The 22,260-nt window shown below is 74.1% G+C and carries 18 protein-coding genes and 1 pseudogene; 8 read left to right on the top strand and 11 right to left on the bottom strand.

The window, feature by feature from the left end:
• Positions 1–25 precede the first annotated feature (25 nt).
• A complete protein-coding gene (locus GTY84_RS09750; protein WP_161225755.1) occupies positions 26–613 on the top strand; it encodes a nicotinamidase in 588 nt (195 codons plus the stop codon).
• 468 nt (positions 614–1,081) lie between these two features.
• Here GTY84_RS09750 and GTY84_RS09745 read toward each other — a convergent pair whose 3' ends face one another.
• Together GTY84_RS09745 and GTY84_RS09740 are read right to left on the bottom strand one after the other, a co-directional pair.
• Positions 1,082–1,429 carry a hypothetical protein gene (locus GTY84_RS09745; protein WP_161225754.1) on the bottom strand — a complete coding sequence of 116 codons (348 nt, stop codon included), beginning with the start codon at positions 1,427–1,429 and terminating at the stop codon, positions 1,082–1,084.
• A 134-nt stretch (positions 1,430–1,563) separates the two neighbouring features.
• Positions 1,564–3,870: an immune inhibitor A domain-containing protein gene (locus tag GTY84_RS09740; RefSeq protein WP_202550389.1), complete on the bottom strand. Its 2,307-nt coding sequence runs from the start codon at positions 3,868–3,870 to the stop codon at positions 1,564–1,566.
• 492 nt (positions 3,871–4,362) lie between these two features.
• Between GTY84_RS09740 and GTY84_RS09735 the strand changes: the two genes are divergently transcribed.
• Positions 4,363–4,680 carry an ABC transporter ATP-binding protein gene (locus tag GTY84_RS09735; protein ID WP_161225752.1) on the top strand — a complete coding sequence of 106 codons (318 nt, stop codon included), beginning with the start codon at positions 4,363–4,365 and terminating at the stop codon, positions 4,678–4,680.
• Between the two features lie 15 nt (positions 4,681–4,695).
• Here GTY84_RS09735 and GTY84_RS09730 read toward each other — a convergent pair whose 3' ends face one another.
• From GTY84_RS09730 to GTY84_RS34880, 3 genes and pseudogenes are all read right to left on the bottom strand, one after another.
• Positions 4,696–5,535 (bottom strand): RDD family protein, encoded by an 840-nt coding sequence (locus tag GTY84_RS09730; RefSeq protein WP_161225751.1) that lies wholly within the window; start codon positions 5,533–5,535, stop codon positions 4,696–4,698.
• A gap of 64 nt (positions 5,536–5,599) precedes the next feature.
• On the bottom strand, positions 5,600–6,877 hold the full coding sequence (locus GTY84_RS09725) for an RDD family protein (RefSeq protein WP_345943393.1): 1,278 nt from the start codon (positions 6,875–6,877) through the stop codon (positions 5,600–5,602).
• A gap of 231 nt (positions 6,878–7,108) precedes the next feature.
• Positions 7,109–7,231, bottom strand: a pseudogene (locus tag GTY84_RS34880) (DUF2510 domain-containing protein); the annotation flags it as partial.
• Positions 7,232–7,466: 235 nt separating this feature from the next.
• Between GTY84_RS34880 and GTY84_RS09720 the strand changes: the two are divergent.
• Positions 7,467–7,880, top strand: coding sequence for an SsgA family sporulation/cell division regulator (locus tag GTY84_RS09720; RefSeq protein WP_161225749.1), 414 nt, complete (start codon positions 7,467–7,469; stop codon positions 7,878–7,880).
• Positions 7,881–7,998: 118 nt separating this feature from the next.
• Here the strand turns inward: GTY84_RS09720 and GTY84_RS09715 are convergent, their stop codons facing one another.
• Positions 7,999–9,426 carry an FAD-linked oxidase C-terminal domain-containing protein gene (locus GTY84_RS09715; protein ID WP_161225748.1) on the bottom strand — a complete coding sequence of 476 codons (1,428 nt, stop codon included), beginning with the start codon at positions 9,424–9,426 and terminating at the stop codon, positions 7,999–8,001.
• A gap of 636 nt (positions 9,427–10,062) precedes the next feature.
• Positions 10,063–11,208: a 4-hydroxyphenylpyruvate dioxygenase gene (gene hppD / locus GTY84_RS09710; protein WP_161225747.1), complete on the bottom strand. Its 1,146-nt coding sequence runs from the start codon at positions 11,206–11,208 to the stop codon at positions 10,063–10,065.
• Between the two features lie 125 nt (positions 11,209–11,333).
• Between hppD and GTY84_RS09705 the strand changes: the two genes are divergently transcribed.
• The 5 genes from GTY84_RS09705 to GTY84_RS09685 all read left to right on the top strand — a co-directional run bounded on the left by GTY84_RS09705 (position 11,334) and on the right by GTY84_RS09685 (position 15,928).
• Complete coding sequence (locus tag GTY84_RS09705; protein ID WP_161225746.1) at positions 11,334–11,819, top strand: Lrp/AsnC family transcriptional regulator; 486 nt, start codon at positions 11,334–11,336, stop codon at positions 11,817–11,819.
• A gap of 27 nt (positions 11,820–11,846) precedes the next feature.
• A complete protein-coding gene (locus GTY84_RS09700; RefSeq protein ID WP_161225960.1) occupies positions 11,847–12,494 on the top strand; it encodes an ABC transporter permease in 648 nt (215 codons plus the stop codon).
• A 13-nt stretch (positions 12,495–12,507) separates the two neighbouring features.
• Positions 12,508–13,776 carry a betaine/proline/choline family ABC transporter ATP-binding protein gene (locus tag GTY84_RS09695; RefSeq protein ID WP_161225959.1) on the top strand — a complete coding sequence of 423 codons (1,269 nt, stop codon included), beginning with the start codon at positions 12,508–12,510 and terminating at the stop codon, positions 13,774–13,776.
• Positions 13,773–14,666, top strand: a complete 894-nt coding sequence (locus GTY84_RS09690; protein WP_161225745.1) for an ABC transporter permease — start codon at positions 13,773–13,775, stop codon at positions 14,664–14,666. Before GTY84_RS09695 ends, GTY84_RS09690 begins: the two co-directional genes overlap by 4 nt.
• Before the next feature lie 299 nt (positions 14,667–14,965).
• Positions 14,966–15,928, top strand: coding sequence for a glycine betaine ABC transporter substrate-binding protein (locus tag GTY84_RS09685; protein WP_345943382.1), 963 nt, complete (start codon positions 14,966–14,968; stop codon positions 15,926–15,928).
• A 49-nt stretch (positions 15,929–15,977) separates the two neighbouring features.
• Here the strand turns inward: GTY84_RS09685 and GTY84_RS09680 are convergent, their stop codons facing one another.
• The 4 genes from GTY84_RS09680 to GTY84_RS09665 all read right to left on the bottom strand — a co-directional run bounded on the left by GTY84_RS09680 (position 15,978) and on the right by GTY84_RS09665 (position 21,678).
• Positions 15,978–16,769, bottom strand: a complete 792-nt coding sequence (locus tag GTY84_RS09680) for a S16 family serine protease (RefSeq protein ID WP_161225744.1) — start codon at positions 16,767–16,769, stop codon at positions 15,978–15,980.
• Between the two features lie 367 nt (positions 16,770–17,136).
• The gene (locus tag GTY84_RS09675; RefSeq protein ID WP_161225743.1) at positions 17,137–17,787 is read right to left on the bottom strand and encodes a helix-turn-helix domain-containing protein; all 651 of its coding nucleotides are present in this window, start codon (positions 17,785–17,787) and stop codon (positions 17,137–17,139) included.
• A gap of 301 nt (positions 17,788–18,088) precedes the next feature.
• Positions 18,089–19,885 carry a DEAD/DEAH box helicase gene (locus GTY84_RS09670; RefSeq protein ID WP_161225742.1) on the bottom strand — a complete coding sequence of 599 codons (1,797 nt, stop codon included), beginning with the start codon at positions 19,883–19,885 and terminating at the stop codon, positions 18,089–18,091.
• 302 nt (positions 19,886–20,187) lie between these two features.
• Positions 20,188–21,678, bottom strand: coding sequence for an MFS transporter (locus GTY84_RS09665; RefSeq protein ID WP_161225741.1), 1,491 nt, complete (start codon positions 21,676–21,678; stop codon positions 20,188–20,190).
• Between the last annotated feature and the right edge of the window lie 582 nt (positions 21,679–22,260).

Genomic DNA, 22,260 nt, shown 5'->3' with positions numbered 1-22,260 from the left:
GTCGAGCAGCCGAAGGACACCGACCATGCGCCGCGCCTTGATCGTCGTAGACGTGCAGAACGACTTCTGCGAGGGGGGCAGCCTCGCCGTGTCCGGTGGTGCCGACGTGGCCGCCGCCATCACCGAGCTGATCGGGCAGGCGCCCGCCGGCTACCGCCACGTCGTGGCCACCCGCGACCACCACATCGCGCCGGGCGGCCACTTCGCCGACAACCCCGACTACGTCCGCTCCTGGCCCGCGCACTGCGTGGCCGGGACCGAGGGCGTCGGCTTCCACCCGAACTTCGCCCCGGCCGTCGCCTCCGGCGCGATAGACGCCGTCTTCGACAAGGGGGCGTACTCGGCGGCCTACAGCGGCTTCGAGGGCGCCGACGAGAACGGCACCGGGCTCGCGGACTGGCTGCGCGAGCGCCGGATCGACGAGGTGGACGTCGTGGGCATCGCCACCGACCACTGCGTCCGGGCCACCGCCCTGGACGCGGCGCGGGAGGGCTTCCGCACCCATGTGCTGCTCGACCTGACCGCAGGGGTGGCCCCGGAGACGACAGAGCGGGCGCTGGAGGAGCTGCGGGAGGCGGGCGTGGCGCTGACCGGGAAGCCGGTCGTGCAGTAGACCGCCCGCGGCGGTCACGGGGCGGGCCTCCCCCGGGGGCTCGCCCGTCGGCGGTGTCCGCGCCGGAGCGGCGCGACCCGGCCCGCCGACCGCCGCCCGGCGGGCGGCGGCCGGTCCCGCGCCGTCGCCGGTACGCGTCAGGATCGGCGCACCGTCCGGGGCCGCCACCGCGGGCCCACGCACCGTCGACCCGCGCGCCGTCGCCCCGCCCACTGCCGGGCCGCCGACCGGTGCCGCGTGACGGCCGCGGCCCGCCCGCCGTCGGCACCGTCGGCCCGCACGCCCTCCCCGTTCACGGGAGCGGTGTGACCGTCCGGCTGCCGGACGCCGCCGGTGCCGCGCCGGTGCGCGCCCGCCACCGCCATTGCGCGCCCGCCACGTCGCCGCGCGGCGCGCCCGCCGTCTCCCGGCCGTCGGCGCGGGCGGGAGACGGCGGGCGGGCGGGTCAGGTCCGGCGGCCGGACCGGCTCAGGGCCCCGTCGGGGCCGTCCGGGGCCGCAGCAGCGCCCGGATCGGATGCCAGAGCTCCTGGACGAGGTCGGGCCCGCCCTGCGCCCCGGCCACCGGCGCGGTGCGCCATATGAGCCCGTCGGGGTGGTGCAGGACCGCCGTGATCTCGTCCGGGTCGGGCGGCGCGGCGTTGCCCCGCAGATAGACCGCCCGGAGTCCCAGATTACGCAGCCTGGTCAGGGCGCGCGCCCGGTTGCGGGCGTGGACGAGGACCCGGACGCTGCCGCCCGCGGCGGCGGGGCTGGGCAGGTTGAGTGCCACCACGACCGTGCCGTTCGGCAGCTTGCAGAAGCCTCCCGCGGCCATGCGCTCACACCTCCCTGTGCGTCGGTGCCGGTACCGGTGTCAATAAGAGAGTCACAGGACGCACCTAAACACGGATCGGCGGCGACCCGCCAGGGGGCCACCGCCGATCACGCTCTGACCTGCTGCTATGCGGTCTACCTCACCGCGCGCTGGACCTCCAGCTCGATGGACGAGCCGTCGCGGGCCTGCTTGTTGATCTTGATCTTGGTGTTGGTGTCAGTGACCTTCACACCACCGGTCGGGTTGGCCGGGTCGTAGTAGCTGCTGGTGTGGTCGTTGAAGACCGACACGCCGGGCGACGACTTGAACTTGGTCTTGACGTCGGCCTTGTGCAGCGTGATGCCGTCGGTGCGGTAGAGGCTGAACGGCGAGTCGTACGCCTGCATGCGGTTGCGCAGCAGGGTGCCGTCCTTCCACTTCAGCGCCTTCGGGTGCGAGTCGACCGGCAGGACCAGGCCGGTGCCCGGGTGCTGGCTGGTGTTGTTGTCGGCCTGGGAGGTGTCCCACTTCCAGATCAGCAGACCGGTCTGGTAGGGGTAGTGCTCGACCCAGCCCGGACGGGACGCGAAGCCGAAGTTGTACGGGCCGACCTCAAGGGTCTTGTCGTAGGACAGGTACTGGCGGTTCTCCGCGATGTAGTACTGCGCGTAGTCCTTCGAGAAGGAGGCGCCCAGGCGGGAGAAGCCCGCGGCGGTCCACGCCGGGTCCGCGGTCTCGGCGTTGTCGGAGAACACCGTGGCGCCGTCGGCCGTCAGGACGATCCGGTCGGCCGCGAAGCCCTTCAGGGCGACGCCGCCGTCCGTCTGGTAGCGGAAGCGCAGGTCGAACTTCTTGCCGGCGTAGGCGTCGAGGCCGTAGACGAGCTTGCCGTAGGCGCCGGAGGTGCCGGACACGACCGGCTTGCCGCTGCCGTCACGGGAGATCGGCTGGCCGTCGAACGTGCCGTCCAGGGCGGTCCAGTTGGCACCGCCGTCGGTGGACGCCTCGGCGTAGAGGAAGTCGTACTCGGCCTCGATCTCGTACCAGGCGTCGAGGGAGAGGGAGGCGGACGACTTGCCGGTCAGGTCGACGCCGCGGGTCAGCGTGTTCTTGAGGTTGTCGCCGCTGCCGCTCCACCACTGGGTGCTGCCCTCGGAGGGCACGACGACCTCGGTGGTGACGGCCTTCTTCGGGAGCTCGACGACCAGGCCCTGCTTGTGCTTGGTGTTGTACTCCGCGACGCCCAGCTTGTGCCAGGAGTTGACCCCGGCCTTGGCGGTGTCGTAGTTCAGCCAGCCGAGCTGGAGCTTGTCCCAGGCGTTCATGTCGCCGGGCAGGTCACCGATCGACTCGCGGCCGGTGCCCAGCCACGAACCGGACGACATCAGCGTCCAGAAGCCGGTGGAGTTGTCGCCGCCGGCGGTGTCGTAGAGGTCGGGCAGACCGAGGTCGTGGCCGTACTCGTGGGCGAAGACGCCCAGTCCGCCGTTCTCGGGCTGAATGGTGTAGTCGCCGACCCAGATGCCGGTGTCGCCGACCGGGGTGCCGCCGAGCTTGTTGTCGGCCGGGCCGGTGGCGCCGGCGTCGGAGCCGAACGCGTACCAGCGGTGGGCCCAGATCGCGTCGGTGCCCTGGGCACCGCCGCCGGCGGACTCGTCCTCGCCGGCGTGCACGATCTGGAAGTGGTCGATGTACCCGTCGGGCTCGTTGAAGTCGCCGTCGCCGTCGAAGTCGTAGCGGTCCCACTGGTCGTACTTGGCGACGTCGGTCTTGATCTGGGCGTCGGTGCGGCCCTTGGCCTTCTGGTCCGCGACCCAGGCGTTCAGACCGTCGCTGACGACGTTCCAGACGCTGGAACAGGTGCTGGCTCCGCAGTAGTTGGAGCCGTAGCGCGCCTCGTTGTAGGGCACCTTGACCCAGTCGGAGACCTCGCCCTCGACCGAGTAGCGGCCCGAGGACTGGGTCTCGTAGTACTTCTTGACCGACTCGGTCTTCTTGCCGGTGCCGAAGTACAGGTCCTGGAAGTGCTTCTTGTTGTAATCGGCCTTCCAGGCCGTCGAGTTGTCCTTGCGGCGGTCCGGCTTGGCGATCTTGTTGTGCAGCGGACCGGGCGTGCCGCCGTAGCGGCTGTCGACCTGGTCGCCGAACTCGACGAGGATCGTGAAGATCTTGTCGGTCTTCTCGCGGCCCAGCTCGACGTACTTGCGGTCGCTCTTCCTGCTCTTGTCCTTGCCCTTGCCGTGGCCCTTGAGCTCGACGACGTTGGAGCCGTTGCGCTTCTGGACCGAGGACTGGCCGGAGATGACCTGCTTCAGGGCCTCCTGGCGCTGCGCCTCCTGCGTCTTGCTGAGCGGACCGTCGAGGTTGTGCCCCTCGACACCCGTGGCCGGGTGGGGGTCGTTCCCCTCCAGGGCGGGGCGGGCCGACGGCCCCGCCTGGGCCACCCCGGCGGCGGAGAGCATGGCGCCCGCCGTCGCGACGGCGACCGCGATCGCCGCCGTTCTGAACTTCAAAGATCTACTGGCCACTTGAGTTCCTCCCCCGCGCTCACGCGCGCGGATGGAGGGCCAAGGACATGGCAAAGGTCCGCGCACACGTGATCAACGCGTGTTAGTCAAGTGACGACATTCGACTAGAGCTTCGCTCAAAAAGACAGACCTTGACTTGAGCAGGACAACTGCACTATGCGGATTGCCGGTTCGCTTACCGGACACCCCTGGGGGCACCGGACGCGGACGCCGCAGCACGGGCGCGCGGTTCCGTCCGCTCCCCGGACTCCATGAATCCGTGCGCCCCCCGTGCATCGGCGCCCGGGGCACAGGGGTGCTTACCCCCCGTTCCGCCCGGGCACACAGCCCGTTAGAGTCGGTTGGCGGAACGCCCGGAAAACCGGCGGAAAGTCAGGCCGACCTCCCGCCCCACCCCACAGACCGTCTTCCGAGGACACGATTGCCATGCCTCGTCCGGCCGCCGCACAGTTCGCCTACGGTTCGTGCACCGTGATCGTCTCCGCCCTCGTCATGTTGCTGCTGTCGCAGACGAGTTCGGGACCGGGTATCGCGCTCGTCACCCTCGCCTCGCTCGCCCTGGGCCTGCTGGTCGCCCTGAAGGTCCCGCTGTCCGCCGGGCGCGGCGCCGCGGGCCGGCCGGCCGCGCCGCTCACCCCGGCCGGGGCCGGCGAGCCGCTGCCGGCGCGGCGGACGGGCCAGGAGCCGGCCGACCCCCGGGTCTCCGCCGCCGCGGGCGACACCGTGCGGGGACGCGCCGCCTGACCCCCTCTCCGGCCGTCAACGGGTGCTGACCACCACGGTCTTGGCCGCCTTGTCGTGCAGCCCCTGCTTGTACGGCCGGTCGAAGAAGCTCCAGCCGCCCGCGATGATCGTCCAGACGCAGGCGCAGCAGAAGGCGAACGGGATCCACAGCACCAGGGCGCGGATCAGCGAGGTCTGCGTGACCGGGGTGGAGCCGTTGTCGAGGTTGGCCACCCGCAGGCCCAGCCATCTCTTGCCCAGCGTCTGGCCGTTGCGCGCGATCATGTAGGTGTCGTAGCCGATGTAGAGCACGGCGGCGATCAGCGACTGCCCGAACGACTTGCCGACCGACATGTCGTCGCCGTTGACCCGGTACTCCTGGACGTCGAACGCCCAGCTCAGCAGCCAGACCACGATGCCCACGAGGATCATGTCGAGGATCCGGGCGAGGGTGCGCCGCCCGCTGTCGGCCAGCGGGGGCATCCCGGCCAGCGGGTCTGGCGGACGGGTGCCGCCCCCGAAGGGATCGCGTCCGCGCCCGCCGAAGGGGTCGTCGCCACCGCCCGGCCCGTAGGGGCCGCCACCGCCACCGGGCGCGCCGCCGCCCGGCCCGTAGGGGTTGCCGCCGCCCGGCGCGCCACCGCCACCGGGCCCGTAGGGGTTCCCCGAGCCGCCCCCGGTCGCGCCGCCCGGCCCGTAGGGGTCGCCGCCGGAGGGCGGGGGGCCGCCGGCTCCCGTGGGGGGCGGGGGCGGGTCGCCGTACGGCGACCCGGTGCCGCCCGTGCCGGGTTCCGGCCCGGGGGACGGAGGTCGCTTCCTCAACGGATCGTCTTCCGGCGGCTGCCCGCCGGAGCCGGGGGGCGGTTCATGGCTCATGGCCCGAGTCGACCGCGAACCACCCCGCGGCGCATCCGGCGAACCGCCGTCCGGAGTACCCCGGTCAGCCCGCGACGAACGTGTGGGCCGCCTTGTCGTGCCAGCACTGACGCCACGGCCGGTCGAAAAGGCACCACACGACGCCGACCAGGCCGACGGCCAGCAGGCCGGAGACGCTGTACACCAGCCAGCGGCGCAGGGCCGCGCCGAAGCCCGGCGCCTCGTGCTCCTCGATGTCCCGCACCCGCAGCCCCAGCAGCCGCTTGCCCGGCGTGGCGCCCCAACGGGCCGTGGGCAGCGCCTCGTAGAGGACGCCGAAGAGGAGGAGGACCGCCAGCACGATGCCGAGGTACCCGGCCGTCGTCCCGTCCAGCAGCCACACGGTGACGGTCTCCCCGGCGAGCCGGGCCGCCTCGATCTTCCCGTCGATGTGCTCGGCGGCGCGGTGGCCCAGGGGGACGGCCGCCGCCGCGGTGACACCCGCGACGACGACGGTGTCGATCAGCCGGGCGGCCAGCCGTCGGCCGAGCCCGGCGGGCCGGGCCGCCGCCCGCTGCCGGGCGGCGGCCTGGAAGACGTCCTCGACCGGCGGCTTCCAGGGCGCGGCCGTCGGATCCTGCGCCCCGGCCCCGGCGAGCCGCTGCACCTGCTGCGCCCAGGAGGGGGGAGCGGCGCCGGTCCCGGGGGCGAACGGCGCCGGGACCGTGGCGGGCGGCACGGGCGGGGAGGGCGCGGGGTCCTCGGCCGGCCCCTGCCGCACGGGCACGGGCGCCGGACCCTGCCGGGGGACCGCCGGGGACGGCGGGACCGGCTCGGCGGGCGCCCGCTGCGGGCCGGAGGGCGCCGCCGGCGGGGAGGGCGCGGGACGCGGCGCGGAGGGGCGGAGGGCGATGGTCCCCGCGTCGGCCACGGGTGCCCCCTCCCCCGGTGCCCCCGCGCCGCCGGACGCGAACACGGCGGCGGCGCCGGGCCCTTCGCCGCCGGGCACCGCCGCCCCGGTCACCGCGGCCCCGGTCACCGCGGCCCCGGTCACCGCGCCGGCGGGCACGCCCGCGCCCGCCGCGCCCCCGGGCAGCGCGCCGCCCGGCACCGCGGCGGCGAGCCCCGCCCCGTCGTGCGCTCCCCCGGCCGCGGCGTGCGGCACCCTCGGGTCGGCGCCCCGGGGCTCCGGCCAGGCGACGTGCTGCTCCGGGGAGGGCCGGGGACCGGTGGTCCAGGAGGAGGCGGGGCCGGGGTGGTGGCCGTGCGGGGCGGGGAGGGCGAGCGGCGGGGACGGGTCCGGGTCCTCGTCGAAGAAGTGCGGCCCGGTCTCCTCGACCGACGGCACGTCGGGCACGGGCACCGCCGGGGACGGAACCGCGGGGGCCGGCCGCCCGGACGGCGACGGCCCGGGGAGGGCTGGTCCGGTCCCGGCGGGAGCTGCCCCGGGAGGCGCGGCGGGGGCGGCACCGGAGGCGGTGGGACCGGAGGCGGGAGGCACGGCGGCAACGGGTCCGGGGACGGCGGACGGAGCCGCGGGCACGGCGCCCGCGCCCGGTGGCGGGGCGAGGGTCTCGCCGTCCCGGGGCGCCGGCCGGCTGGTGCCCGGCACCCAGGAGGCGCCGTTCCAGTACCGGACGTATCCAGGGATGGACGGGTCCGGGTAATACCCTTCGCGGGGCCGGTCGTCGCCGGGTGCCGGGGTGGGGGCGCTCATGTCCGTCGTCCCGTATCTGCTCGGGGGTGGATATGGGGGGCTCCACATCTACCAGACCGGCGCAATCCGCACCGCCCCTCCGGCACGACCCGCCCCCAACGGGGCAACATCCTCTCCCGGAACTCTCCCGGAAAAAAAGTTTCGCGAACCCGCGTAATGCCCGGCGCCGTGCCCGCTCTCCCTCGTAGGGGGTCCTTCCCGAGGGCCCCGGCCGGAACGAGAGAGAGGACCGACGATGCGCCCCGTCACCGTCGAACGCGAACTGGAACTGAACCTCATCCTGTCGCCCGAGTACAGCGTCCCGGTCGCGGCCCGGCTCGCCTACCGGGCCGACGACCCCTACGCCGTCCACGTCGCCTTCCACATCGACTCGCACCGCCCGGTGCACTGGACCTTCGCCCGCGAACTGCTGGTGGAGGGGGTGTTCCGGCCGTGCGGTCAGGGCGACGTGCGGGTGTGGCCGTCGCGCTCCGAGGGGCGCGGCGTGGTGCTGATGGCGCTGAGCAGCCCGGACGGCGAGGCCCTGCTGGAGGCGCCGTCCGCCCAGGTCTCGGCGTGGCTGGAGCGCACCCTGCGGGCGGTCCCGCCGGGCTCCGAGGGCCCGCACCTGGACCTCGACGAGGGGCTCGCCGCCCTGCTCGCGCGATGAGCGGGCGCCCTCGGGTGAACCGGCGCCACCCCCTGGACCGGCACCGGCCGACCCACCGCGCCCGGCCGCTGCCCGGCGCCCGGACCGGCCCGTGCCGACGGAGCCGCCGCCCCGGCGGTCAGAACAGCTTGCCCGGGTTGAGGATGCCGAGCGGGTCGAGGGCGCGCTTCACGGCGCGCTGCATCTCCAGGCCCACCGGGCCGATCTCGCGGGCCAGCCACTCCTTCTTGAGCACCCCGACCCCGTGCTCGCCGGTGATGGTGCCGCCCAGTTCCAGGCCCAGGGCCATGATCTCGTCGAAGGACTCCCGGGCCCGCCCCGACTCCCCCGGGTCCGACGCGTCGAAGCAGACCGTGGGGTGGGTGTTGCCGTCGCCCGCGTGGGCGCAGAGCCCGATGGTGAGCCCGTGCCGGGCGGCGATGCGCTCGACGCCGGAGAGCATCTCCCCGAGCCGGGAGCGGGGCACGCAGACATCGTCGATCATCGTGGCGCCCCGGACGGCCTCCAGCGCGGGAAGCGCCAGCCGCCGTGCCTGGAGCAGCAGTTCGGACTCGGCCGGGTCGTCGGCGGGGACCACCGCGGTGGCCCCGGCGGCCTCGCAGAGGGCGCCCACGGCGGCGAGGTCGGCGGCCGGGTCGGCGGTGTCGAAGGCGGCGAGCAGCAGGGCCTCTGTGGTCTCCGGGAGTCCCATGCGGGCCAGGTCGTTGACCGCCTTCACGGTGGTGCGGTCCATCAGCTCCAGGAGGGAGGGCACATGACCGCCCTCCATGATCCGGCAGACCGCGTCGCAGGCGGCGGCAGCGGAGGCGAACTCGGCGGCCAGCACCAACTGCCGCGGCGGAGCGGGCCGCAGGGCGAGCACGGCCCGCACGACGACGCCGAGGGTGCCCTCGGAGCCGACGAACAGCCTGGTCATGTCGTATCCGGCGACGCCCTTGGCGGTGCGGCGGCCGGTGGACATCAGGCGGCCGTCGGCGAGGACGACGTCGAGGCCGAGGACGTACTCGGCGGTCACCCCGTACTTGACGCAGCACAGGCCGCCGGAGGCGGTCCCGATGTTGCCGCCGATGGTGCAGCTCTCCCAGCTGGAGGGGTCCGGCGGGTAGTGCAGGCCGTGCTCGCCCACGGCACGGGAGAGGACGGCGTTGACGACGCCCGGCTCGACGACGGCGATCCGGTCGACGGGGCTGATCTCCAGGATGCGGTCCATCCGGACGAGGGACAGCACGACGCAGCCGTCGGTGGCGTTGGCGGCGCCGGACAGGCCGGTGCGGGCGCCCTGCGGGACGACCGGGACGCGCAGGGCGGTGGCCGTGCGCATCACGTGCTGGACCTGCTCCACGGTGCGCGGCAGGACCACGGCGGCGGGGGCTCCGGCCGGGCAGAAGCCCGCCATGTCATGGGCGTAGGAGGCGAGGACGTCGGGGTCGGTGAGGACGGCGTCGTGGGGCAGTCCGGCCCGCAGCCGGCCGACGAGCGGACCGGTGTCCGCGCGGTCGTCCGCCGCGTCGTCGTCGCGGGGCGCTTCGATACGGCTCATGATCACAGCGTGGCACCCGGGGCCATCGGTGTGAACCCCGCGTACGGTGCCCTTCACCTGCCCGGCGCGTTCGTCGTACCGGCGCACAGTGTGCGCCGTGGAGAGCCCACGGAGGCGGTCCGGTCACCGCGGGCGCCGGGCCCTGGTCGCCTGCGGCGCCGGGTGCGCCGTGCTGGGCGGGGCGCTGATGCCGCTGTCCCGGGGACCGCAGTCCGCTGCGCCGGCCCCCGGCGGGCCCGGCGGCGCAGGCGCGCCGCGCGGGTGCGGGCGCGCCCGGGGGACGCGGCGGCCTGGGCGGTGCTGGGGCGGCGTACACGGAGCGGGCCCGGCGGACCACCGACGCGGAGGACTACCCCGAGGCCGAACGGGCGCTGCGCACGGCCCTGCGGACCGGGTCGGGGCGCGAACCGGCGGCCCTGGAGGGGATGGCGGTGCCGGCGGCGCCGCGGCGGGACTTCGTGGCGGCCCGGGAGTGGGGCGCGCGGGCGCTCCCCACGGACCCGGGGGCGTCCCGGGCGCGGGGAGCCCTGGGGGTCCGCACGCGGGACCCGGAGGGGTCCGGGTGCGCGGACCCGGAGCCTCCCGTCGGGGCCGTGCCGGGTTGGGGCCCGGACGGGGACGGGAGAGCCCGTGGGGGATGGCTCAGAGGTTGCCGCGCTTCTCCTGCTCGCGCTCGATGGCCTCGAAGAGGGCCTTGAAGTTGCCCTTGCCGAAGCCCATGGAGCCGTGCCGCTCGATGATCTCGAAGAAGACGGTCGGACGGTCCTGGACCGGCTTGGTGAAGATCTGGAGCAGGTAGCCGTCCTCGTCGCGGTCGGCGAGGATCTTCAGCTCGCGCAGCGTGTCGACCGGCACCCGGGTGTCGCCGACCCACTCGCCGAGCGTGTCGTAGTACGAGTCCGGGGTGTCGAGGAACCGCACGCCGTTCGCCCTCATCGTGCGCACGGTCTCCACGATGTCGTTGGTGTTCAGCGCGATGTGCTGGACGCCGGCGCCGCCGTAGAACTCCAGGTACTCGTCGATCTGGGACTTCTTCTTGGCGATGGCGGGCTCGTTGATCGGGAACTTGACCTTGAGCGTGCCGTCCGCGACGACCTTGGACATCAGCGCGCTGTACTCGGTCGCGATGTCGTCGCCCACGAACTCCTTCATGTTCGTGAAGCCCATGACCTTGTTGTAGAAGCCGACCCACTCGTTCATGCGGCCGAGTTCCACGTTGCCGACGCAGTGGTCGACCGCCTGGAAGGTGCGCTGGGCGGGCGGCGCGACCAGGGGCTCGGCGGTGACGTAGCCGGGCAGGTAGGGGCCGTCGTAGCCGCTCCGCTCGACCAGGGTGTGCCGGGTCTCGCCGTAGGTGGCGATGGCGGCGAGGACGACGGTGCCGTGCTCGTCCTTGACCTCGTACGGCTCGGTGACGGGGCGGGCGCCGTGCTCGACGGCGTAGGCGAAGGCCGCGCGGGCGTCCGGGACCTCGATGGCCAGGTCGACGACGCCGTCGCCGTGCTCGGCCACGTGGCGCTCCAGGAAACGGCCCCAGTCGCTGGTGGCCTTGATCACCGAGGTGAGGACGAAGCGGGCGGAGCCGTTCTCCAGGACGTAGCTCGCGGTCTCCCGGCTGCCGTTCTCGGGTCCGGCGTAGGCCACGAGCTGCATGCCGAAGGCCGTGGAGTAGTAGTGCGCCGCCTGCTTGGCGTTGCCCACGGCGAAGACGACCGCGTCCATCCCCTTCACCGGGAAGGGATCGGCCTGCCGAGCGGTGTCGGGGGTGTGGTCTGTGGTCTGCGTCATAGCCGCAGAATCTCCCGCGTCGGCAAGGTGCGCAATAGTTTCTGTTTCCATTGGGCAATCCGTCCAGCGAGACCTCGGTAGCACCGGGCGATCTGTACAGGATGACCAGCCGGAGGGGCACAATCATGGTGATCGATCATCTGGACGGGCGGATCATCGCCCTGCTCGCGCGGGAGCCCCGGATCGGGGTGCTGGAGATGTCCCGGAGGCTGGGGGTGGCGCGGGGCACCGCACAGGCCCGGCTGGACCGGCTTCAGTCGAACGGAGTCATCCGCGGCTTCGGTCCCCAGGTCGATCCGGCCGCGCTCGGCTATCCGGTCACCGCCTTCGCGACGCTGGAGATCCGGCAGGGCCAAGGGGCTGACGTACGGGCCCACTTGGTGCATGTCCCGGAGGTGCTGGAACTGCACACCACGACCGGCAGCGGGGACATGCTGTGCCGTCTGGTGGCCCGCTCCAACGCCGATCTCCAGCGGGTGATCGACCTGGTCGTCGGCTTTGATGGCATCGTCCGGGCCTCCACGACGATCGTCATGGAGAACCCCGTCCCGCTGCGGGTCATACCCCTGGTGGAGCAGGCGGCCCGGGACCACGACCAACGCCGTGAGTGAGAGCGCCCGATCCCGGAGGTGAGCGGAGTGAACTTCTGGGAGTTCCTGGGCAGCCGCCACCAGCAGTTGCTCACCGACGCCTACCAGCACGCCAGCGCCGTCCTCCAGTGCATGGTGGCGGCCACCCTGCTGGGCGTGGTGATCGGCGTCGCCACCTACCGCAGCCCGTGGGCGGGGAACCTGGCGACGCTGACCACCTCGGCGGTGCTGACCATCCCCTCGCTGGCCATGATCGGCCTGCTCATCCCGATCGTCGGGCTGGGGGTGCCGCCGACGGTCACGGCGCTGACCCTGTACGGGCTGCTGCCGATCGTGCGCAACACGATCGTCGGGCTGCGCGGCGTCGACCCGGCCCTGGTGGACGCGGCGAAGGGCATCGGCATGTCCCGGACGGCCCGGCTGCTGCGGGTGGAACTGCCGCTGGCCTGGCCGCCGGTCCTGACCGGCATCCGCGTCTCCACGCAGATGCTGATGGGCATCGCCGCCATCGCCGCCTTCGCCTCCGGACCCGGTCTCGGCAACGAGATCTTCCGCGGCATCTCCTCGCTGGGCAGCAGGAACGCGCTCAACCAGGTGCTCGCGGGCACGCTCGGCATCATCGTCCTGGCGCTGCTGTTCGACGCCGCCTACGTCCTGCTGGGGCGGCTGACCATTCCCAGGGGGATCCGTGTCTGACACCAGCGGCACCCTGCCCGGGGCCCCGGCCGCCGGACCGGACGGAGCGGCGGGCACCACCGGCGCCGGCATCGAACTGGAGGGGCTGACCAAGCACTACCCGGGCAGCCCCCAGCCGGCCGTGGACAACGTGTCGATGGAGATCAGGGCCGGGGAGACGGTCATCCTCGTCGGCCCCTCGGGCTGCGGGAAGTCCACCACCCTGAAGATGATCAACCGGCTGATCGAGCCGAGCGGCGGACGCATCCGCATCAACGGCGAGGACGTCACCGACATGGACCCGGTACGGCTGCGCCGCCAGGTCGGCTACGCCATCCAGTCCTCCGGGCTGTTCCCGCACATGACGGTCGCCCAGAACATCGCCCTGGTCCCCCGGATGACCGGCTGGTCCAAGAGCCGGACCGGGGCGCGGGTGGAGGAGATGCTCGATCTCGTCGGGCTGGACCCGGCCGAGTTCCACGACCGCTATCCGCGCCAGCTCTCCGGCGGCCAGCAGCAGCGGGTGGGCGTGGCGCGGGCCCTGGCCGCCGACCCGCCGGTGCTGCTGATGGACGAGCCGTTCGGCGCCGTCGACCCGATCACCCGCGACCACCTCCAGGACGAGCTGATCCGGCTCCAGCACGAGCTGCACAAGACCATCGTCTTCGTCACCCACGACTTCGACGAGGCGATCAAGCTGGGCGACCGGATCGCCGTGCTGCGCGAGCGGTCCCACATCGCCCAGTTCGACACCCCGGAGGCGATCCTGACCAATCCGGCGGACGACTTCGTCTCCGGTTTCGTCGGCGCCGGGGCGGCCCTGAAACGGCTGAACCTGACCCGGGTGCGGGACGTGGGGATCACCGACTGCCCGACGGTGACGGTGGACGAGCCGCTCCAGCACATCATCGACCGGCTGCGGAACGCCGGCACCAACGAGATCCTGCTCCTCGACCGGCGTGGCCGCCCCTACAAGTGGCTGCGGCGCGGCGACCTGATGCGGGCCAAGGGCTCCCTGGCCCGCGCCGGGACCCTGGTGAGCGACACGGTGACCCGGGACGCGACGCTGCGGGACGCGCTGGAGGCGGTGCTGACGGACAACACGGGGCGGGTCGCGGTCACCGGGCGGCGCGGGGAGTACACCGGCGTCGTCGACATGGAGACGCTGATGAACTCCGTGCACGAACTGCTGGAGGCCGACCGGCTGGACGCGCTGGAGCACCAGCACGACCTGGAGGAGGTCCGGTCCGACCGCACCCATGCCGAGCAGGAGGGTCTCGGCGAGGAGGGGAGCAGGGCGTGAGCACCGCTTCCGGCCCCCCTTCCGGCCCGCCCTCGGGGGAGGAGCCCGGGACCGGGGGGCTCGCCCTCCGCGACGACGGGGCGGAGGGCGCCACCGACGACGGGGCCGGGGGCGCGGCGGGGGGCGCGGCCCGCCCGCCGTCCCCGGCCCGGCCCCGGCTCACCTGGCAGAAGCTGACGGTGCTGCCCACCGTGCTGATCGCGATCCTGCTGGCCACCTGGCTGTGGTTCCACGGGGCCGACCTGGACGCGCTGAGCCGCAACGCCCTCTCCGACGGCCAGGTCACCAAGGCCCTCTGGCAGCACGTGCAGCTCACGGTGATCTCCACCTTCTTCGTGCTGGTCATCGCGATCCCGCTGGGCATCCTGCTCACCCGCGCCGCCTTCCGCCGGGCCACCCCGGTGGTGATGTCGTTCGCCAACATGGGCCAGGCCACCCCGGCGATCGGCCTGCTGGCCCTGCTGGTGATCTGGCTGGGCATCGGCCGCCGGTCCGCGCTGATCGGCATCATCGTCTACGCCATCCTGCCGGTGCTCTCCAACACCATCGCCGGCCTGCGGGCCAACGACCCGACGCTGCTGGAGGCCGCCCGCGGCATCGGCATGTCCCCGCTGGGCGTGCTCACCCGGGTCGAACTGCCGCTGGCGGTACCGCTGATCCTCGCCGGGGTGCGCACCGCCCTGGTCCTCAACGTGGGCACGGCGACCCTGGCGACCTTCGGCGGGGGCGGCGGCCTGGGTGTGCTGATCACCACCGGAATCACCAGCCAGCGGATGCCGGTGCTGGTGCTGGGCTCGCTCCTGACCGTCAGCCTGGCCCTCCTCGTCGACTGGCTGGCCTCGCTGGCCGAGGTGCTGCTGAAGCCGCGCGGGCTGGAGGTGGCGCCGTGAACCGGAAGGTGCCGGAGCCGGACCGGACGGAGCCGGACCGGACGGAGCCGGACCGGACGGAGCCGGACCGGGGGGAACCGGAGCGGACGGAAACGGGCGGGGCGGAAGCGGGTGGGACGGAAACGGACCGGACGGAGATGGGCGAGGCGGCACGCCGCGGCCGTAGGGGGCGGGGGCGGCGGCCCGCACGCGTGCCGGGGCGCCCCGGGGTCCGGAAGGGCACGGCGGCGCGGTCGCGCACGGCCGCCGGGAGGCGGGCGGGGCTGCGACGGCGAGCCCGCGCGCTGCTGTCCGGGCCGGTGCTGGCGGGCTCGGTACTGGTCTGCTCGGTACTGGCGGCGGCCTCGGGCTGCGGCCTGACCAGCGGCTCCCCCATGGTCGACAACGTGGAGCCCGGCACGATCGGCCGGGGCCGGCCGCTGGAGGGCGCCGATCTCACGGTCACCTCCAAGGAGTTCACCGAGCAGCTCGTCCTCGGCGCCATCATGGGCATCGCCTTCCAGGCGGCCGGGGCGGACGTGCTGGACCGCACCGGCATCCAGGGCTCGGTGGGCACCCGCGCCGCCGTCGAGAACGGCGACGCCGACGCCGCCTACGAGTACACCGGCACCGCCTGGATCACCTACCTCGGCCACAACAGGCCGATCCCCGACCCGCGCGAGCAGTGGCAGGCGGTGCACGACCAGGACCTGCGGCACGGCATCACCTGGCTCGCGCCGTCCTCGTTGAACAACACCTACGCCCTGGCCACCAACCGCGCCCACCACGCGCAGTACGGCACGAACACGCTGTCCGAGGTCGCCGCGCTCTCCAAGCGCGACCCGGGCGCGGTGACGCTGTGTGTGGAGGGGGAGTTCGCCAACCGCGCGGACGGGCTGCCGGGCATGGAGAAGGCGTACGGCATGCACGTGCCGGCGCGGAACATCACCCAGATGGACACCGGGATCATCTACACCCAGACCGCGAAGGGCGTCTGCACCTTCGGCGAGGTGTACACCACCGACGGCCGGATCAAGTCCATGGACCTGGTGGTGATGAAGGACGACCGCAGATTCTTCCCCAACTACAACGCGGCGCCCATGGTCCGCACCGCCACGCTGGAGAAGTGGCCGGCCATCGTCTCCGTCCTGGACCCGGTCACCAGGGCGCTCGACAACGACGTGGCACAGGACCTCAACGCCAAGGTGGACGTCGACGGGCAGGACCCGCACCAGGTGGCGCTGGACTGGATGAAGGAGAAGGGCTTCGTGACGGCGGGCTGACCGGGCGGGCGGCCGGGCGAACGGCCGGGCGGCCCGGTCGGGCGGGCGGTCAGCAGGCCGGGACCTCGCCCCTGCCGGTGGCCAGGGCCCGGAGCGCGTCGACGGTGCCCTTGAGGGTGGTGACCGGAATCAGCCGCAGCCCGTCCGGCAGTTCGGCCCGCGCCTCGGAGCACTCCGCCTCCGGCACCAGGAACACCGTCGCCCCGTCCCGCCGGGCGGCCTGCGTCTTCAGCGGGACGCCGCCGACGGCACCGACCTCGCCGCCGGGTGTGATGGTGCCGGTGCCGGCGATGGTCCGGCCGCCGGTGAGGTCGCCGCCGCTGCCGTCGCCGTCCAGCTTGTCGACCACCCCGAGGGCGAACAGCAGCCCCGCGCTGGGGCCGCCGACGTCCGCGAGCCTCAGGGTGACCCGGACGTCGGCCGGGTCGAGGCCGAGCAGGGCCAGGGCGGCGGTGGTCGCCGCGTCCTGGGACTGCCGCATCTGCTTCTCGTTGTACCGCTCGATCTCCTTGACGTCCCCGCCCTCCGGGTACACCGCGGCGCGTGGCATCACGGCGCGGTCGGTGGCGAACCAGCCGTCGACCACGTCGCCGAGCGAGACGTCCGCGTCGGGGCCGGTCGCCTCGATCGTCGTCATCCGCAACTGCCCGGTCGTCGTGCGGACCGGCGCGCCGCTGACGCTGATGACCGGGGTGCCCTGGTGGCTGCCGAGCACGTCGGCCGTCATTCCGGGCTGAGCCAGCGAGAACGGCAACGGCGCGAACACGGCGGTGGCCAGCAGGCCCACCACCGGGAGGGCGCAGACGGCCAGGGCCCGGGAACGCGTGAGACGAGAGAGCATCCGGCAAATCTAACCTGCCCCCGCCGCCCCACCCGGCGCACGGCCACCTCGCCACCGGGCCCGCCCCTCCCCGGGGCTCCCCGAGGGCGGCCCCGTGGGGGTACGGGACCGGATGCCCGGGCCTCCCGTAGGGGCCGTAGGGGCCGTAGGGGCCGTAGGGGCCGTAGGGAGCCTACGGGGTGCCCCCCTCCGGAACGGCGGAGGAGGCAGCGGCGGCGTCCGGCGCGACGGGAAGGGCGGCGGGGGCCGCCGGGCACGGACGCCCCGGACACCGGGGCCGCGCAACCCGCCGGTACGCGCCCTCCGGCGCCGGGCCACCGCCCGGCCGGACCCCGCCGCGACCCTCCGGCCACGGCGGACGCCCGCCTCACCTCAGCGCTTCGGCCACCTCCCGGGCCGCGTCCATCACCCGGTTGCCCACCCGCTCCGGCACCACCTCGGACAGCATCACCACACCCACGCTGCCCTCCACGCCCGTCACCCCGAGCAGCGGTGCCGCCGCCCCGCAGGCCCCGGCCTCCAACTCGCCCTGGGTCAGGGTGTATCCGGGATCACCGGGACCGAGGACCGGCCGCTGCCGGGCGGACAGGATCGCCTTGCCGGCGGCCCCCCGCTCCAGCGGATGCCGGAACCCCGCCCGGTACGCCACGTGGTAGTCCGTCCAGGTCGGCTCGACCACCGCCACGGCCAGCGCCTCGGCGCCGTCCACCAGGGTCAGATGGGCCGTCGCCCCTATGTCCTCGGCGAGGGAGCGCAGGGCGGGCATGGCCGCCTCGCGCACCAGGGGATGCACCTGGCGACCCAGGCCCAGTACCCCGAGCCCGACCCGGGCGCGTCCGCCCAGATCACGGCGGACGAGTGCGTGCTGCTCAAGTGTGGCGAGCAACCGGTACACGACGGTCCGGTTGACGCCCAGTTTCTGGGATAGCTCGGTGACGGTCAGCCCGTGGTCCGTATCGGCCAGCAGTTTGAGGACCCGCAGTCCTCGGTCGAGCGTCTGAGAGGTCTCCGCGGTCACGACGCCCACTCCTTAGTGGTGAGGTCGGCGGCCCTCGCGCGGCGGATGCGTCGCCGAGTCCCGTCAGCGACGCGCTCGAGAGGCCGCCGATCGGCAGACGGCCCGGCATTGCCCCGGGCCCAGTCGCTTCACGGCTGCGCTCCGCGGCAGCGCTGCCACGGGGCGTGTGCGTAGCGGGACAGTAGCGAGCCGGTCCGCTCAGCGGAAGTCTCCGTCCAGAATCCGGTCACCGACGGATATGAACTGCCCCTGTTTGCCCCGGTAACGAAAGGGAAACGGTGGTGCGCGCACGCCCCGCGCCTCACTTCATTCGCGTAGCCCACTCCTGCACCTTGGCGATGCGCTGGCGCAGTTGCCCGGCGGTGGCCTCGGCGCTCGGCGGACCGCCGCACACCCGGCGCAGCTCGGTGTGGATCACGCCGTGCGGCTTGCCGCTCTGGTGGACGTAGGCACCCACCATGGTGTTGAGCTGCTTGCGCAGCTCCATCATCTCCTTGTGGGAGACGACCGGGCGCCGCTCGGCGGGCAGTTCGAGCAGATCGGCCTCGTCGTCGGGCCGCTTGCGGCTGTGCGCGATCTGCCGGGCCTGCCGCTTCTGGAGCAGGAGCTGCACCTGGTCGGGCTCCAGCAGCCCGGGGATGCCGAGGTAGTCCTGCTCCTCCTCGCTGCCGGGATGGGCCTGCATGCCGAACTCGGCCCCGTTGTACATGACCCGGTCGAAGACGGCGTCGGACTCCAGCGCCTCGAAGGGCAGCATGTCCTGGTCGCCGGTGTCCTCGTCCTGCTCCCGGTTGGCCTCGGCCATCTCCTGCTCGGACTCGGCGTACGGGTCCTCCTCGCCGCCCTTCTTGGGCCGGTCGAGGACGTGGTCGCGCTCGCGCTCCATCTCGTTGGCGAAGGTGAGCAGGTCGGGCACGGTCGGCAGGAACACGGAGGCGGTCTCGCCGCGCCGCCGGGACCGCACGAAGCGCCCCACGGCCTGGGCGAAGAACAGCGGTGTCGAGATCGTCGTCGCGTACACCCCGACCGCGAGGCGGGGCACGTCGACGCCCTCGGACACCATCCGCACCGCGACCATCCACCGGTCGGTGCCGCCGCTGAAGTCGTCGATGCGCTGCGAGGCGCCGGTGTCGTCGGAGAGGACGACGGTGGGTCCGTCACCGGTGATCTCGCGGATCAGCTTGGCGTAGGCGCGGGCGGAGTCCTGGTCGGTGGCGATGACCAGGGCCCCGGCGTCCGGGATGGCCTTGCGGACCTCGGTGAGCCGCTGGTCGGCGGCGCGCAGCACGGCCGGCATCCACTCGCCGCGCGCGTCCAGGGCGGTGCGCCAGGCCTGGCTGACGGCGTCCTTGGTCATCGGCTCGCCGAGCCTGGCGGCGATCTCGTCGCCGGCCTTGGTGCGCCAGCGCATGTTGCCGCTGTAGCTCATGAAGATCACGGGGCGCACGACGCCGTCGGCGAGCGCGGAGCCGTAGCCGTAGGTGTAGTCGGCGGCGGAGCGGCGGATGCCGTCGTCCCCCTCCTCGTACGCGACGAAGGGGATGGGGTTGGTGTCGGAGCGGAACGGGGTGCCGGTCAGCGCGAGCCGCCGGGTGGCCGGCTCGAACGCCTCCAGACAGGCCTCGCCCCAGGACTTGGAGTCGCCGGCGTGGTGGATCTCGTCGAGGATCACGAGGGTCTTGCGCTGCTCGGAGCGGTTGCGGTGCAGCATGGGCCGCACCCCGACACCGGCGTAGGTGACGGCGACGCCGTGGTAGTCGCGGCCGAGCGGCCCGGCGCTGTACTCGGGGTCGAGCCGGATCCCTATCCGGGAGGCGGCCTCGGCCCACTGCTTCTTCAGGTGCTCGGTCGGGGCGACGACGGTCACCTGCTGCACGACGTGGTGGTGCAGCAGCCAGGAGGCGAGGGTCAGGGCGAAGGTGGTCTTGCCGGCCCCGGGGGTGGCGACGGCCAGGAAGTCCCGGGGCTGCTCCTGGAGGTACTTCTCCATCGCCCCCTGCTGCCAGGCCCGCAGCTTGCCGGCGGTGCCCCAGGGGGCACGGCCCGGGAAGGCCGGGGACAGGTGGTGGGAGGCGCTGGGGCTGGCGGTGGTAGTCACGGTCTCCGATGGGGTTGGAACGGCTCGGCCACGTATGACAACCGGGCCACCCTACCGGCGCCCGGCCCCCGCCACCGCCCGGGCCCCGCCGCGCCCCCGCGGGGTGGGACCGACGTCACACGCCCCGGCCCGGCCCCGCCGCGGGCGCGCCCCCGCAGCGGGGGCGGGCACGGCCGGAGGGGGCGGACCGGGCGGGACCGGGGGCTCGCCGGGCGGGCCGACCGCTCCCCCGGGCGCCGCTCCCGGGCGCCTCCGGGCGCCTCCGCCGGGCGCCGCTGCCGGGCGCCGCTGCCGGGTCCCGCTCAGTCGGTCGCCCGGACGCGGGTGGCGACCCAGGCGCCCACCAGGGCCACCGCGGCCATCGGCAGGAACACCACCGCGAAGGCGGCCGGGTGGGAGGCGGTGGCGGCGGTGGGCGCCTGGGTGACCGCGCCGCCGCCGAGGGCGGCGAAGGCGGCGCCGCCCGCCGCCAGCAGGACCACGTTGGACAGGCCGTCGGAGATCTGGAGCGCGGCGGAGTTGCTGCCGGCCTCCTCGGGCGCGGACAGCTTGAGCAGCAGCACGCTGGTGGAGGAGATCACGAGGCCCATGCCCGCGCAGCCGAAGCCCCAGGCCACGGCCACCGTCCAGACCGGCACCGAGTCGATCAGCACGCTCGGCGCGACCGCGATGGACGCCGCGACCAGCACCATGCCGACCGCCATCAGGCGCTCCCGGTGGTGCTCCAGCCGGGGCCGGGACTGCACCCAGGAGCCCGCGGCCCAGGTCGCGCCGCCCGCCGCCAGGGAGAGCCCGGCGAGGGTCGGGCTGAGCCCCCGCTGGGTGACCAGCATCAGCGGCACGAAGGACTCGGCCGCGATGAACGAACCCGCGGCCACTCCGCGCAGCAGCACCACGGCGGGCAGCCCCCGCGCCGCCCGGTAGGTGCCGCGCGGCAGCAGCCCGAGGACGGCCGGCACCAGCAGGGCGAGGCCCGCCGCGCCGGGCAGCAGGGAGATCCAGCGCAGGTCCTGCGCGGCGTACTGGAGGAGACCCGCGCCGAGCGAGATGGCGAGCGCCAGCCGGATGCGGCGGCGGTCGAAGGAGCGCGGCGCCGCCCGCCCGTCCGGACCGCCCACCGGGCCCGCCGCGCGGCTGCGGATCTGCGGCAGGGCGAGGGCCAGCGGGAACACCACCAGCGCCGGGATGCCGAGGAAGACCCAGCGCCAGCCGAGGTGCTCGGTGACCGCGCCCGAGGCGAGCGGGCCGACGACGGAGGGGACGACCCAGGACGCCGCGAACGCGGCCATGATCGCGGGCCGCAGCCGCTCGGGATAGGCCCGGCCGACGACCACGTAGAGGGCGACGATCACCAGCCCGCCGCCGAAGCCCTGCACGGCCCGGCCGAGGATGAACGGCCACATCGCGGCGGCCGTCCCGGACAGCACCAGACCGGCCGCGAAGGCGGCGATGCCGCCGGTCAGCGGGGCCAGCGGACCCCGGCGGTCCGACCACTGCCCGGAGAGCACCATGCCGAACAGGCTGGTCGTGAAGTATCCCGAGAAGGCGAACGCGTACAGCGACACCCCGTCCAGCTCCCGCGCGGCCACCGGCATCGCCGTTCCCACGGCCGTCGCCTCGAAGGCGATGAGGAGGACGACGGAGACGATGCCGATGCTCAGCGCCCGGTGGGCACGCCCGAGCACGCCCTCGGCGACCCCGTCCGCCCCGGTCGGCGGGACGGGGGGCAGCGGGGGCGGCGCGGTGCCGGGGGTGACGGCGACATCGGTGTCGTGCGGCTCAGGGACACTCATGACCGCCAGCGTAAGGGGCACGGTACGGGGTGACACCTGTCGGGAGGCGCTATCGGACCCGGACCATGGTCCTACGCCTCCGGCCGCCCCTTACGTCCCTCCCCACCGCATCCCCGCCCGCCCCCCGCAGGCCCCGCGCCCCCTCCCCTGTCCACCCCCGCCCGCCTCCGCCTGCCCCGTCCGCCTCCACCCGCCTTCCCGGTCCGCCCCGCCCGCCCCGCACCTCTTGCCCGGTTCGCCCCCGCCCGCCTTCCCGGTCCGCCTCGCCGGCCCCGCACCTCTTCCCCGGTTCGCCGCCGGGCCGCCTTCCCGGTCCGCCCCGCCGGCCCCGCACCTCTTCCTCAGTCCGCCCCCGCCCGCCTTCCCCGTCCGCCCCGCCAACCCCGCGCCCCCTCTCTTGTCCGCCCCCCGCCCATCCCGCGTGCCCTCCCCCCGGTCCGTGTGCACCTCCGGTTCGCGCGCCCCCTCCCGGTCCGCGCCACCATGCCCGTGCCTGTCGCGCCCGCGACCGCCGGACGCCCGGTTCGGCCGCCCCGTGTCCGCCGCGCCCCTCCCCGGTCCGCGCACCACGCCCGTACCCGC

This window comes from Streptomyces sp. SID8352, assembly GCF_009862265.1.
Taxonomy (GTDB): Bacteria; Actinomycetota; Actinomycetes; order Streptomycetales; family Streptomycetaceae; genus Streptomyces.
Note: the sequence above shows the minus strand (reverse complement) of the source record. Positions and strands in the feature narration are given on the sequence as shown.